The 13565-nt window shown below is 56.9% G+C and carries 15 protein-coding genes and 1 riboswitch; of the genes, 6 read left to right on the top strand and 9 right to left on the bottom strand.

The window, feature by feature from the left end; all coding sequences use genetic code 11:
* Nucleotides 1-9: 9 nt before the first annotated feature.
* From CMN55_RS10790 to CMN55_RS10770, 5 genes are all read right to left on the bottom strand, one after another.
* On the bottom strand, nt 10-717 hold the full coding sequence (locus CMN55_RS10790; RefSeq protein ID WP_293949814.1) for a class I SAM-dependent methyltransferase: 708 nt from the start codon (nt 715-717) through the stop codon (nt 10-12).
* A gap of 1 nt (nt 718) precedes the next feature.
* The gene (locus tag CMN55_RS10785; protein ID WP_293949813.1) at nt 719-1165 is read right to left on the bottom strand and encodes an Rrf2 family transcriptional regulator; all 447 of its coding nucleotides are present in this window, start codon (nt 1163-1165) and stop codon (nt 719-721) included.
* 81 nt (nt 1166-1246) lie between these two features.
* Nucleotides 1247-2236 carry a nickel/cobalt transporter gene (locus CMN55_RS10780; protein WP_293949812.1) on the bottom strand — a complete coding sequence of 330 codons (990 nt, stop codon included), beginning with the start codon at nt 2234-2236 and terminating at the stop codon, nt 1247-1249.
* Nucleotides 2221-2820, bottom strand: coding sequence for a DUF1007 family protein (locus tag CMN55_RS10775; RefSeq protein WP_293949811.1), 600 nt, complete (start codon nt 2818-2820; stop codon nt 2221-2223). Before CMN55_RS10775 ends, CMN55_RS10780 begins: the two co-directional genes overlap by 16 nt.
* Nucleotides 2821-3014: 194 nt before the next feature.
* A complete protein-coding gene (locus CMN55_RS10770) occupies nt 3015-4175 on the bottom strand; it encodes a hypothetical protein (RefSeq protein WP_293949810.1) in 1161 nt (386 codons plus the stop codon).
* Between the two features lie 182 nt (nt 4176-4357).
* On the opposite strand from CMN55_RS10770, the gene CMN55_RS10765 reads away from it, so the two are divergent.
* Entirely contained in the window at nt 4358-5284 is a 927-nt protein-coding gene (locus CMN55_RS10765) for a zinc ABC transporter substrate-binding protein (protein WP_293949809.1), read from the top strand.
* A 21-nt stretch (nt 5285-5305) separates the two neighbouring features.
* Here the strand turns inward: CMN55_RS10765 and CMN55_RS10760 are convergent, their stop codons facing one another.
* The 4 genes from CMN55_RS10760 to CMN55_RS10745 all read right to left on the bottom strand — a co-directional run bounded on the left by CMN55_RS10760 (nt 5306) and on the right by CMN55_RS10745 (nt 9957).
* Nucleotides 5306-6079 (bottom strand): ABC transporter ATP-binding protein, encoded by a 774-nt coding sequence (locus CMN55_RS10760; RefSeq protein ID WP_293949808.1) that lies wholly within the window; start codon nt 6077-6079, stop codon nt 5306-5308.
* Complete coding sequence (locus tag CMN55_RS10755; protein WP_293949807.1) at nt 6076-7056, bottom strand: FecCD family ABC transporter permease; 981 nt, start codon at nt 7054-7056, stop codon at nt 6076-6078. The genes CMN55_RS10760 and CMN55_RS10755 overlap by 4 nt, the downstream gene beginning before the upstream one ends.
* 38 nt (nt 7057-7094) lie before the next feature.
* Nucleotides 7095-7868: an ABC transporter substrate-binding protein gene (locus CMN55_RS10750; RefSeq protein WP_293949806.1), complete on the bottom strand. Its 774-nt coding sequence runs from the start codon at nt 7866-7868 to the stop codon at nt 7095-7097.
* A gap of 109 nt (nt 7869-7977) precedes the next feature.
* Nucleotides 7978-9957, bottom strand: coding sequence for a TonB-dependent receptor plug domain-containing protein (locus tag CMN55_RS10745; protein WP_293949805.1), 1980 nt, complete (start codon nt 9955-9957; stop codon nt 7978-7980).
* 234 nt (nt 9958-10191) lie between these two features.
* A riboswitch (cobalamin riboswitch) is annotated at nt 10192-10392 on the bottom strand.
* Between the two features lie 338 nt (nt 10393-10730).
* On the opposite strand from CMN55_RS10745, the gene CMN55_RS10740 reads away from it, so the two are divergent.
* From CMN55_RS10740 to CMN55_RS10720, 5 genes are read left to right on the top strand one after another with little or no spacing between them, the layout of a single operon-like run.
* Nucleotides 10731-11180: a hypothetical protein gene (locus CMN55_RS10740; RefSeq protein ID WP_293949804.1), complete on the top strand. Its 450-nt coding sequence runs from the start codon at nt 10731-10733 to the stop codon at nt 11178-11180.
* A 24-nt stretch (nt 11181-11204) separates the two neighbouring features.
* On the top strand, nt 11205-11879 hold the full coding sequence (locus tag CMN55_RS10735; protein ID WP_293949803.1) for a MotA/TolQ/ExbB proton channel family protein: 675 nt from the start codon (nt 11205-11207) through the stop codon (nt 11877-11879).
* A 10-nt stretch (nt 11880-11889) separates the two neighbouring features.
* Nucleotides 11890-12276, top strand: coding sequence for an ExbD/TolR family protein (locus CMN55_RS10730; protein ID WP_293949802.1), 387 nt, complete (start codon nt 11890-11892; stop codon nt 12274-12276).
* A 3-nt stretch (nt 12277-12279) separates the two neighbouring features.
* A complete protein-coding gene (locus CMN55_RS10725; RefSeq protein ID WP_293949801.1) occupies nt 12280-12681 on the top strand; it encodes an ExbD/TolR family protein in 402 nt (133 codons plus the stop codon).
* A complete protein-coding gene (locus tag CMN55_RS10720; protein ID WP_293949800.1) occupies nt 12678-13520 on the top strand; it encodes an energy transducer TonB in 843 nt (280 codons plus the stop codon). The genes CMN55_RS10725 and CMN55_RS10720 overlap by 4 nt, the downstream gene beginning before the upstream one ends.
* The last annotated feature ends 45 nt before the right edge of the window (nt 13521-13565 follow it).

The raw sequence follows: 13565 nt of genomic DNA, 5'->3' as shown, positions 1-13565 counted from the left end.
CCCGTTATCTCACGCATAAGCGATCCAGCCATGCCAGGTGAAGGCGGAGAAAAAGGAAGAGGTGTTCTTGAAGCCAGCCTCATGCAGCATCTCTATTTCTTCCGCGGGCTCATAGAGGCTCAGGCTGGCGGCGACAGCATTGCGGCCATTCATTGCCATACGTGCATCAACGCCGGAGGCAATCGCATAGGCAGCATAACGATTGAGCCAGTTATCCCTCTCCCCTCTGCCTTGCGGAAAGCTGCTGTGGGCAGCGACGAACGGTGCGCCGGGGCGCAGCCTGTTGCGAATGGCGCGGAGCGTGCTAACCCTCTCCTCACGTTCCAGAAAATGCAGGGTCAGAAGGCAGGTCGCGCCGTCGAACGGGCCATTGGGCGCATCATCGATATATCCCTTCACAAGGGTGATGCGGTCCATATGCAGCGCGGCGGTTTTCGTGGCCTGATCGAGCATGGCCGCTGCCGGATCGACGCCGGTGAAACGCCAGTTGGGATGGTCATCGGCAAGGGCCTTCAACTCCAGACCACCGCCCGCCCCGAGAATGAGGACCTGCGCCTCCTCCCCAACCGTTTCGGCAAGCAGGATTGAGGTCATACGATGCAGCGCCACCAGTCCGGGCACAAAACGCCGCGGCCCATCGGCATAGCTGGCAACAGCTTCTGGATTTTCGAAATGATCCAGAAATTGCTGCGGACCAGGAGTGGTTTTTTCTGTCATTTTACGCCTTTTCTATGTTCCGGGCGTCTTCAAAACGGAGATGGAAATCTTCACTGAGCTGTTTCAGCGTAATCTCGTGAAAACGGCGGAGAAGCAGAGCCTCCGCCTCACGGAAGCTGCTTTCAAGCGCCCCATTGACCGCCTGTTCGACAAGGCAGCCGGGCGCCACATTACGAAAGCCGAGTTTGATAAGCGATGGGCTGCCGATGGCGATATAGATATCCGCAAGGGTGATATGCGCAAGATCGGTAGCCAGCGACCAGCCGCCGCCATGCCCTTTTTTCGAGCGGACATACCCCGCCTTGCGCAGCCCCGCCATGATGCGGCGAACCACCACGGGATTGCTCCGCATAATCTGTGAAAGAGTTTCCGATGTGACGGGGCTGTCCCGTTCCGCCATATGGAGGAGGATATGGAGAATGTCGGAAAGACGAGTGTCTGTTTTCATGTAACATATAAAATTACATTAAAATAGAAAAAGCAAGCGTTATGTATGGTCGCATGAGAATAAGCCGAGAATTGACGGTACCTAAAACCCCAGGGGATGGCGGGTGGCGAAGGAGGCATTGAGAAGCGAGATACCGATGGCAACAAGCAAGGTGCCGCCCGCAATGGCGACCAGATTACCGGCAAGACCCCAGAGAATACTGCGCCCTTCGGTAAAGGCGATGGCCTTCTGACGTGCCGCAATGGCAAGATAGGCGATGATAGCGACGGCCGCGCCAGTTCCGACGGACATGGCAATAACGGCAGCGACTCCGGCGAACGGGAGAGACAAGGCTTTCGCCAGAATCAATACCAGTATGGCGCCTGTGCAGGGGCGCAGGCCAATGGCAAGGATGACGCCCACCGCCGCGCGGAGGCTTTTCACCTGCGCGATTTGTTCGCCGCTCGGCATATGCTGGTGTCCGCAATGGGTGCAATCTTCCCCGTCTGTATGGACATGACCATGATTATGAGGCTGTATTTTCTCCGGCCGCTGCATATGTCTCATACGGTTTTGCCGCCAGAGACTGCGGAGGGTGCGCAGCACCAGCAGCGCGCCGATCAGGGCCACCAGCAGAAAGCTGATCCGCTCACTCCAGCCGACGGCGGCGCTGGTCTCCCGCGGCAGCCATCCGCCAAGATAGATCAGCCCATAGACCAGCAGAATGGCGACCAGACCCTGACAAAGTGCCGATGCGGTGGCAATCAGGACGCCGCGCCGGATCTGATCGCGATGGGTCAGCAGATAGGTGGTCAGCACGGCCTTGCCGTGCCCCGGTCCGGCGGCGTGAAAGACGCCATAAAGAAAACTGGTGAGGATCAAGACCGCGGCGACGCCCGTACTGCCGCTTTCCTGCAACTGACCGAGGGATCCGGCAAGCTGTTCATGCAGGGTGCGCTGCTGGGTGAATATCCAGGCGGTGATGCTGGACCAGAGACCGGGCTCTGGTCCCGTTCCAGCGGCCATTGCCTGCGGTGCGGCGATGAGAAGAAGGCTGATGATAAAAAGAAATGAGCCTATTCGCCGGGACACAGTAGCCTCACATTCTCAGCGAATACACGACCGAGGCCCGTGGGCCCGGTTTGTGTCGCATCCAGCATGGCGGCCTCGGCAATGGCGGCGGGGGTCGGTGTCGGGGCGATCAGGCGATAGCTACAGCCGTCCGGTGCGCCGGTGAGGCGGACAGGATCCTCCACCTCCGCATGCAACATGTCCACATAATAGGTAGGATCAAAAATGCCATAGGAGAAACGATCCCCTTGCGCGGGAACCGGCCGGTCGAAACGGGTGGTGAAGGTCATTTCCAGTCGGTTCCCTTCCATTCGGCTCGACCTGTCTTCAATTGCCGTAACGGTGAGTGTTTCATCTCCGTCACGTCCTTCGGTAAAATAGCCATATTCCTTCAGATGCTCCAGATTGACCGTCATAATCTCATCAAGGGCAGCTTGGATGGGCGCGCCGTCCGCCCCTCTTTCCATTCCTTCCAGCGCGAAAGCCGTATAGTAATCATCAAAAAGCCATGTCTGGCGCAGGCCGGTTACATTGCCCGCCCCATCGAACAGAATATCAACAGTGATATCGGCCCAGACATGGGGATGAGCGCGGGCAAAGCTCATTGGCGACAGCAGAATTAGACAACAAGTTACGAGCAATAAACGCATAAAAGCTTCCTGTTAATCACGGGGCGGTGCCGAATGTCCGACATTTATATCCCCTAGATAGATCAGCGGGAAGCCTTCGGCAACAGCAAGCGGCAGGCCCCTTGTAAAACGCGCGAAGCGGCCTGCCTGCAGTCAACCATTTGGCGTGATCAGAAACTGATGGAATAGCCAATCAGCGCGCCGATGCGATGGTTCTTTTCACCCTCTTCTTCCTGATACTTATATCCGGCGCCAACGGTGAAGCCGTTTGCGAAATTATAGCTGAGCGACGCCTGATAGATTTCGCCGTTCATATCCTCATCCGGATCCGTGGGATTGTCATTACGGATATGGGTGTAAGTGGTGCCGAAGTCCCAGGCGCGGTAACTGAGCTCCATGCCAAGAGTGCTGTAAGTGCGATCATGGGGTGCTTCGCCATGCAAATGGTCAATATGGACCATCTCGCCTAGCACACGCCCGCTCCAGTCGGATGTAAAGACATGTCTGTACTGGCCTGAAACTGTATAGCGGCTTTCCGCTTCCTCATCCCCTTCCCCTTTTGCCAGACGGGCAAAGCCGAGACGATAGGAAAGTCCTTCAGGGATATCACTTTTCAGGGAATAAAATCCGGATCCGCCAAGGGAGACAGCAAAGGAGGAGAAATCCTCCGTGTTGGAGACACCGCCATCGCTTTTATGGGTGACACCGCGCTGATACAGCACAGAATTGGAGAGAAAGGTTGTGTCGGCGAAAAAGCTGCTGACATCCAGCCGATGGGTGCCGAAATCTCCGGCGTTGAGCCGCGCATAACCGCCAAGGCCGATTTTCTCGCTGACGAGATATTCATGAGTAACCTGATACCCGTAGATGCCTGGCATGGTATGTTCATCGAAGCTGATAACGGGATCGAATTTACCCGCATAGGCCCCGAAATGATCGCTATCATAATTGACGGTCAGGCTGCGTACATAAAGGGGCGTATCTTCAAAGAAACGATCGCTGCCATCGGGGCCACCGCCGCCGCCACCATGGTCATGACCGGCCGGTTCTCCTTCCAGCATGACGTTTGAATTGACGGAAAAACCATTGCCGAAGACATAGCCCATCTCAAGATGTGAGTGGGTATAGGCCTCATTGATTTCTTCGTCGGACTCAGCGGCTTTATAGACATGATCCATCAGGATGGTCGCATGCAGATGGCCGTAAAAGCCGCTGTCGCCATGGCTATGATTATGATCATGGGAGTGGCCGTGTTGCTGATGATCGTCAGCTAGCGCGACTGCAGGCAGGGCGACCAGCGCAAGAGAGGGGATCAGGGAGAGGAATTTCATTTGTCATTGCCTTTATGTTAAGAAATGTTATAACATAACAATATCAAAAAAACGAAGCTGTCAAGACCCGATCCAGCATCAGGTGAAAGCAGTTGCACTCGCTGATGCAAATGGGGCTTCCTTCTCTGATTATAAATTAACTAAAGATGGCAGGTATCTGAATGAAAAGAGTTTTATTTATTATGATAATTATTTGCGTAACGCTATCCATCGCGCGTGCCAATGCGGCGGAACAGTCTGAGGTGGTGACGACGATCGCGCCCCTGCATTCTCTGGTTCAGGGGGTTATGGGCGATAGCGGCAGCGCGGCATTACTGCTGGAGGGCACGGCCTCCCCGCATGATTTCCAGTTGAAACCGTCCCAGATGACATTACTGCAAAAGGCGAAAATTATCTTTTACATAAGTGATAATCTTGAGGTTTTTCTTCTTCGGGCGCTGGATGCCCTGCCCGCCTCCACGCAGGCTGTCGCCATGGCTGAACAGGACGGCATGGTCCTGCTGCCGATACGAGAGGGCGGGGCGTGGGAAGTGCATTCTCATGACAGTCACTCCCATGAAGGCCACAGCCATGATAATGCGCATGACCACGGTCACAATGATCCGCATATCTGGCTGGACCCGGATAATGCTATTACCATGGTGAAGGCGATCACCAAGGCTCTCTCTGATGTGCATCCGGAAAACCGCTCACTCTACAAGGCCAACGCGGTTGCGCTAATCGGAAAAATCGAGGCAAGCGATGCGAAGGCGGCGGCACGCCTCAAATCGGTGAAGGCCGTGCCCTATATCGTTTTTCACGACGCCTATCAGTATTTCGAAGCTCATTACGGCCTGACGGCAGTGGGATCGATCACGCTGGATCCTGCGCAGGCGGGGTCGGCGAAACGCCTTTCAGAACTGCGTGAAAAAGCGTCAGAAACGGCCGCCCGCTGCATTTTCCGAGAGCCGCAATTTTCAAGCCGCCTGTCCAGTACCGTGGCGGAAAATACAAATATGAAACTTGGCACTCTTGATCCGCTGGGAGCTGATCTTACGCCGGGGGCGGGTCTTTATCCTGCATTGCTGGACAGGCTTGCAGTGGACCTGGCCAATTGCCTGCAAGATTGAATGGCTATAGGCGGAGGTGGTTCAAACCCGGTCTATCGGAACGATGACCGGCCCCTCCTCCGTCATTTGCCGGAAGGCGCGGACGCCGAACCCGGCGGCGAGGTTTTCCGCCGTCAGGACATCCGCGGGAGGGCCATCGGCCGCAATTTTCTTCTCATGCAGCAGGACAAGCCGGTCGCAGTGTCGGGCGGCCAGCGTCAGATCATGCATGACAACGATCAGACTCATCCCGGAGTGTGCGAGCCCCTGCAGCTTTTTCATCACATCGATGGCGTGACCGGGGTCAAGGCTGCTGGTGGGCTCATCGGCGAGCAGGATCGCGGGGTTCGACGCCAGCGCCCGCGCCAGCAGCACGCGGGAACGCTCCCCGCCGGAAAGCTGACTGATCGGCCTTGTCGCAAATGCCAGCACATCGGCGGCCCGCATGGCAGCGTGAATGGCGTCCTGGTCTGCAGAGGTGAGTGCTTGCCGCCATTTCTGATGCGGCAGTCGGCCGAGAGAAACAAGCATTTCCACCGTGATATCCCAAAAGACGCTTCCGCTCTGCGGCAGGTAGGATAGATATTTTGCCCGTTCCCTTACCTCCATCATAGCGGCGGCGCGGCCCTGAATCAGGATGTCCCCGCTTGTGACGGGGAGCAGCCCGGCGATGGCCTTCAGCAGGGTCGTTTTGCCAGAGCCATTGGCGCCGATGAGGCCGACAATCTCCCCCCCGCCGACCTCAAGCGTGATATTTTCCAGCACGGATCGCCGTCCATAAGCGACAGAAAGGGAGTGGATCGATAGCTCGCTCATGATATCCGCTTCCGTTCCCGTAAAATGAGATAAAGAAAGAAAGGCGCGCCCACAAGCGCCGTCAGAACACCGAGCTTGAGCTCCCGGTCCGGGGACAGCAGGCGCACGGCGACATCGGCAATCAGCATCAGCGCGGCCCCGCCAAGGGCGCTTGCAGGCAGCAGTGCGCCGGGCCGGTTGCCGACAAAGCGGCGAAGGATATGCGGCACCACCAGGCCGATAAAGCCGATAGCTCCCGCCACCGATGTTGCTGCGCCCACGGCGAGGGCCGTGCCGATGATGAGTCTGGTTTGTACGGATTGCAGATTAAATCCGAGGGTCGTCGCCGCCTCCTCCCCCAGCGTCAGGGCATCCAACGCCCGGCCGGTGGTGAGCAGAATTGCCCATCCGGCGAGCATGAAAGGAGCGGAAATCCAGACATGATCGAAGCTGCGGTCCGCGAGCGAGCCCATCAGCCAGAACATGATCTCCATGGCGGCGAAGGGATTTTCCGCCATATTGAGAGCGAGCGAGGTGAGCGCCGCGGCGAAGCTGGTGACCGCAACACCGGCCAGGATGAAGCTGAGCGGGCTGCCGCCCCGCCCGGCCAGCAGTTGCACAATCAGTACGCCGAGCGCGGCGCCGATCATCCCACCAAGCGGCAGGGCGAAAGCGAACAGGCTGGCAAAGCCAAAATAGAAAGCAACCACCGCGCCAAAGGACGCGGAGGCCGAGACCCCGATAATACCAGGTTCGGCCAGCGGGTTGCGTAAGAACCCCTGCATTGCGGCGCCGCTAAGACCGAGCGTCGCCCCGATCAGCAGGCCAAGGATAGCGCGGGGCAATCGGACTTCCTGAAAAATAAGAAGTTCAGTTCCCTGTTCACTTTCTAAAAGTAGGCTGAGAAGGTCGGGAAGCGCGGTGACCGACCGGCCAACCAGCAGCGATGCCATAAAAGCCAGCAGAACAATAACGCCGAGGAGCGAGAGGAGAAACATCTGTTTCCGGGACCTGCTATTGTTTGCGTCATTCACTACTACTTCTCCACCTGTGCGCCACGCGGCTGAAAATTGACGCGCCGAAACTCATATAAACTGGCGATGGCATTGGCCACTAGCGGTGTACCGCAGACCCACGCCGTACTGCTTATATCGTTATGGAGTTTGCCCCTGAAAGCTTTTTGCAGGGCCGGGTGATGTATTTTCTCGGTGGCAAGAGAGGGACTATCGCCCCCCGCTCCGGTGATAACAAGATCCGGCGCGGCGCGGATCAGCAGCTCGATAGGAATTTGCCCATTCCCCGGGATTTCCAGTTCTCCGGCAAGATTGCGAAACCCGGCGGCATGGACGATGGCGCCGGCAAGGGTGTCATCGCCGGATGTCAGGCCGTTTGCCCAATAGAGCGCCGCAACGGGCGCATCTTGTGCAAGGGGCTGCTGTTCGGCTCGGGGCGGTAGCGCGGCATCAAACCGTTCGATCAGTCGGGCGCCCTGTTCTGTCTCCCCGATGGCACGGGCGAGCCGTTTTATATTCCGGCGGATATCATCGAGATTATGGGCGAGTGGCAGTTCAATGACAGTATAGCCGAGCTTTCTCAGCAAAAAGAGTGTCGGCTGGGTCGTAAATTCCCCTGCAAGGACAAGGTCCGGATCAAGGCGGATGATTTCCTCGGCAGAGCCATAATTGACAGGGTACCGCTTGGCGTCCTCCGCCATGGCGGAATTGTCCGGATCGCGCGCAAGAAAGCTTAGGGAGCGGATATTTTCCGGCTCGGCAAGCTGCATCAGAAGCTGATCTGTGCAAACATTCAATGAGACGATACGCTGGGGCTTTGCCTCCCCTTCCCCCGGGTATGCGAAAACCGCGATGAGGAGAAGCAAAGCCCCGCCGACGCGGGAAATTATCCCGCGCAGCAACATCTTAATAAGGGCCGAACTTGAATTTAAAGCCCGCATAAACCGCGGCGCCCGGTGCGCCATAACCGTAAACCTCCTGATATTTCTCGTTCAGCAGATTTTCTCCGCGCAGGAAGAATTGCGCCCCTTCGGCAAAATCGTAAGAGGCGCCGAGATTGACCAAGGTGTAATCATCGAGGGTAACAGTACGGGTTGCAAGCGGGAAGAAGCTGTCATAGACAACGTCTTTCTGTTCGCCATTATACTGGACGCTGAGATTGATGTTGGCGGGCCGTTCAAACACATCAAAGCTGTAATTGCCGACAAGGCTGGCGATGTGTTTTGCGCGGCGGGTGAGCTCCACGCCGCCTGAATCCTTGCCATCCGTATAGGTATAGGTGGCATCGAAACGCAGGTTCTTCACCGGTTCGGTCGAAGCGGTAAATTCAATGCCGTCGATCTTGCTGGTCCCTGCGACATTGACGGCGCTATTCCCGCTTCCCGTAATCAGGTTTTTGATGCGGTTGTTGAAATAGGTCACATCGAGGATCAGCTTGTCATCAAACAGGGCCTGTTCGACGCCGGCATCCCAGCCGTAACCTTCCTCCGGCTCGAGGTTGGGATTACCGGTAAAACCCGGCGTGGACCCATAAAGATCGAACAGGGTCGGGTTTTTGACGGCGCGGCCGTAACTGCCATGCAGACGGGTGCCGCTTTCATGGAAGAGATAGGCGGCGGTGCCGCGCCAGGTAACCTGATCATCGAACAGCTCGTCGTTGTCATCATAGCGCAGCGATCCGGAAAGGAACAGGCTGTCCCACAGGCTGACGCGATATTCACCGGAGTAGCCATAGTTGACGACGCTCACCGTATTGGGACCGGAGAAGCCGCTGTAGGTATACATTTCTTCTTCTTCGCGCTCCGCGCCGAAGCTGAGCGTGTGACCGGCATCTGCAAAGCCGGGCGTCTCGAAGTTGAAGTTGGTCAGATAGTCATATTTGATGCGGGTGCCGTCAGATATATAGGTGGTTGTGCTCGCGCCATCCTTGAAATCCGTATCATCGCTCGTGTAGGCGGCGCGCAGCATGTGATCCCAGGCGCCGTCCAGCAGCGTCAGCTTGCCGTTTACCATGCCGTATTTCTGTTCTGTGCTGGATCGGTCGCCACCATCGGCCGCGCCGACGACAACGACAGAGGAATCGGCGTAAGCATCACTGTCAACAAGCATCCCGACAGCATTGAACTCCAGATTGTCGATGGGACGGAATTTAGCTTTGATGCGGGCGGTGGTGTTGTCGTATTTATCCTTTTCCCAGTTGCCGTTGCGCTCGTCGGCCACGGAAACGCCATCGGTCAGGAAACGTTCAATCGTACCGCTCAAGGCGAATTTATCAGCCCCGTAACCAATGCTGGCCAGCGCGCTTTTGGTGTTGAAAGAGCCTATTTCTGTCCGCGCCGAAGCGGTAAACCCCTTCTCCTGTTCCTTGGTGATGATATTGATTACGCCGCCAATGGCGTCGCTGCCATAGAGCGAGCTTTGCGGTCCGCGCAGAACCTCGATCCGTTCAATCCCGGTACTAAGGAGATTGTTGAAATAATATTCGGAGGTGGAGGCCGGGTTATTCATTTCGATCCCGTCAATGATCACCAGCGTCTGGTTTCCTTCGGCGCCGCGAATACGCACCTGTGTCGGTTGGCCGATCGGACCGCTCCGATTGACAGCCACGCCCGGTACATCGCGCAGCACGTCGGAAATGACCCGGACCTGCCGTTGTTCCAGCTCTTCTGCCGTAATCACCGTAACGGCGCTGCCGACTTCCTTGGCGGCGGTTGGCGTCCGGCTGGCGGAGACGACAATGGTGTCATCCAGTTCCGCAACAGTTTCCTGCGCACGTGTTTCAACGGGCGCGGCCGTGAGGAGAAAGGCTCCCGCAGCGAGGCAGCCATAAGAGACAGAGCCTCTCAGTTTTTGGTGTGTTTTTTCTTTTCCAGAGATGTCAATCATTGCTGATTCCTCTTGCATAACGAACGATGAGCAAGGCAAACAGCAACACTGCCGCTTGCGCCTGACGACGAAGAGACACGATGCCGACGAACGGGCGCATTGACCCCGGCGGGGGCAATAAAAATCCACAATGGTTCAGGAAAAGTCATCCAACGCCCGAACCCCGACAGCAACGCATTTCTGCGCGTCACCACAAACGGGAATCCGTTCCGCATGCACACCCCGTACAGCGGCCGAGCGACGCTTGCAATGGCAGGTCTCCTGGCTCACAGGTCATAATGCTTCCGGCCTTCCCAGTTTCCCAGTGGCCTGTCGGGAGCACTCTCTGCTTACAGTTGCGGGGGCAGCCAGGGCTTTGAAGTATCGGCGCTTCGCCGTCTCCCTTCCCTGTTCCCTTTCTCATCCCTTGCGGGAACCATCGCTGGCGCCAAATTGCATCAGCTTGAAAGTGAAGTCAAGCAAGGCTTATACCGGACTGCATTCCTTCATATGCCACTACATGAGCGAAGGATAAAACCGGACAGGAAGTCTATGCCGGATGGCGGATTTGTGAGGCTGCGACCATATACCGCGCAGATACGTCCGTATCTGCGGCTTGTCGCTATTATCATGATTATGCTATGACGGGCCGCTATATTGAAGGCTGTAGATTGTTTCGGGCGCCTTAACTTCAGCTGCGCGGGTCTCTGGTGGGGGCATCGGGCGGTCCGTTGACGGCGCAAGTCCGGGTGATTTTAACTGCAAGGTATCGTTATCAAAGAAGAGTGAGGAATATGTCTGCTTGGAAATTTTGCAAATGCCTGTCATTTGCTGCTATGGCGGTGGTGATCAGCCTCGGCCCTGTTGTCACTTCGGCGCGCGCCGCAGATCAGACGAAGCAGCTCTCGCTGGAACTCAACAATGCGAAACAGGTCGAAACCGGCTGCCGTGTCAGCTTTCTGTTTCATAACGAGCTTGGACAGACCATCGACGATATAGCGATGGAAGTGGCGATCCTGGATCAAATGAACATGTCGCAGAATTTCCTGTTGATCAGCACGGGCCGCCTGACGGACGGCAAGCGGCGGGTACTGCAATATGATCTGCCGGAGCAGTCCTGTGAAGAGATCGGAACAATCCTGATCAATGATGTATCGACATGTAATGTTGGCGAGATGACGCCTGCGGACTGTCTCGATAGCCTTAATCCGTCGAGCCGGATTTCCATCAAGCTTGGTCTTTGACTGCTTTTGAAAGTGGGTTAGCGGATGCCGGATTATATCCTTTCCCTGATTGCAAAAGGCGGCCCTGTCGTCACGATCCTGCTGCTTATGTCTGTGATGGCGCTCGCCATGGCGCTTTACAAGCTGTGGAGTTTTTATCGCCTTGGTATCGGCCGTCATGCCGCGGCAGAGAAGGCATTGCAACTCTGGCAGCAAAGCCCCTCGCCTGAGCCATTGTCCTTGCTTGCGAACAAGCGCGGTCCGCTCGCTCTCTCCCTCTCTCATGCCATGCGCGGGATGCTTTATCATCCCGATCAGGGCGCGCTGATCCGCGAGGATATCGACCGGACCGCCAGTCGCGAGATTGCCCGCGCCCGCAGCGGGATCCGGCTGGTTGAAACGGTTGGGCAGATTGCGCCGCTGCTTGGGCTGTTCGGCACTGTGCTTGGCATGATCGACGCCTTTCAGGCCTTGCAGGATGCAGGTGCTTCGGTCGATCCATCCGTTCTGGCCGGGGGGATCTGGGTGGCGCTGCTAACGACGGCAGTGGGACTCGCGATCGCCATCCCCGCGTCTCTTGTCGCGACCTGGTTTGACTCCCTCATCGAGCAGGAGGTGGAAGCAATCGAGGATATGGTTACGGCAGTGCTGACTGGCAGCATTACGTCCGGCGCCGAAGCGCCGCACGGACTGCATACCGCATCAAGGGTGGCAGGCTGAAAGGCGCATCATGAGGCTTTACAGAACAGGGCGGAAAAGAAGTCTGATCGGCCTGACATCTTTGATTGATGTCATTTTCCTGCTGCTGTTGTTTTTCATGCTGACGTCCACCTTCATGCGTTTCACGTCCTTTGATCTCAAGGTGGCGGCGGCGGGCAATGAAGCCCCGGCGCCGGATACGGTACTTCTCGTAAGGGTGATGGCGGACGGAAGTTTGTCACTGAACGGGCAACCCGCCCGTCTTGATGATATTGACGGCGTGCTTGCCGGATTTATAGATCGCGGTGTGCGGCATGCGGTGCTTCAGCCGCGCGGCAAAGTGGCTGTTCAGACACTCGTTGAGGCCCTTGAAGCCCTTCAGGAGACGCAGCTTGTCTCTGTTTCACTGGCGCGCTGAGAGATGAAGCTGAAGATCCGGAAAAAACCATCTGTCTTGTCGGAAAACACCATTCCGCTAATCAATGTGGTTTTCCTGATGCTGATTTTCTTTCTGATCGCGGGCACGATCGCTTCCCCTGTCTCGGACGGGTTGATCCCTGCGGAAACCCGCAGCCTGCCCCCGGTGCCGGCGAAATCCGATGTGGTACAGATTGATAAGAACGGCGATATTCATTATCTCGGCCGGGAAGTTACGATTGAGGATGTGCTGGAAATCTATCCGCCGAACCTCAAGTCGGAGCCCGTCAAAATCATTGCCGACAGAGTGCTGGCGGCGGATCGGCTGATCGAGATACTGGAACGTTTTCGCACCGCCGGGCATGAGGATATCCGGCTGATTGCCATCAAGGGGGCAGAAGAGTGAGGGGCCTTGCAAAAATCACCCTGTTCATTGCCCTGTCACTTGGCGTGCATTGGGCTGTGGCGGCTGTGTGGCAGGGGTTGGATGCGCCGCAGATGCAAAGGGAAAGATCAATCGGCGGCGCCGCCCTGCAGATCGGGGCGCTGGTCAACTCCCGCGTTACGGTGCCGCCGCCGGTTGCGGTAGCGCCCGTCATGACGACTCCTGCTGAATCCCTTCCCGCCATCACGCCCGATGTGACGGCCCGCAATGCGATTGTGGCGAAACTGCCCGAGCAAACGCCTGTTCCGACCGAACCCCGTAAGGCGGAGGCCGTAAAAGCCAGACAGATGCCGGTGGAGACCAAACAGACAGCATCTGAACCGGTTCCGCAGCGGCAGCCGACCTCTGTTCCAGAACAGAAAACCGAACAGGAGCCGCAGAAAGCACCGCAGACGGCCGCCGTTCCGAGTAATCTGGATCAGGCGCGGGGCGGTGTTGTCACCAGCACAAAGGGGCAGCGGGATATGATCTCCGGCAATGGCGGGGTTCGTGTAACGGCGGGTGGTGAGGACGATATCAGCGATTATCGCGGCCGGGTGCGGGAGAAGCTGGTCAGCAACAAATTTTACCCCAACATGGCCAAGCGGTTCCGTTTTGAGGGGGTCGTAACCTTCGCCTTCACTCTTTCGCGCGACGGGCAGGCTTCCGGCCTGCGGGTATTAAAATCCTCCGGTCATGCCCTGCTGGACAAGGCGGCTCTCCGGACAGTGGAGCTGTCTGTTCCGTTCGAGAAGTTTCCGCCTCTCATTACGGCGCAGACGATGGATTTTCAATTTCCCATTTCCTTTACACTCGACTGATCGCCGGTTTCATCGACACATGGCATGGTCCCGTTTGCCGCGCCC

Source organism: Sneathiella sp., from assembly GCF_002694385.1.
Lineage (GTDB): Bacteria > Pseudomonadota > Alphaproteobacteria > Sneathiellales > Sneathiellaceae > Sneathiella.
Note: the sequence above shows the minus strand (reverse complement) of the source record. Positions and strands in the feature narration are given on the sequence as shown.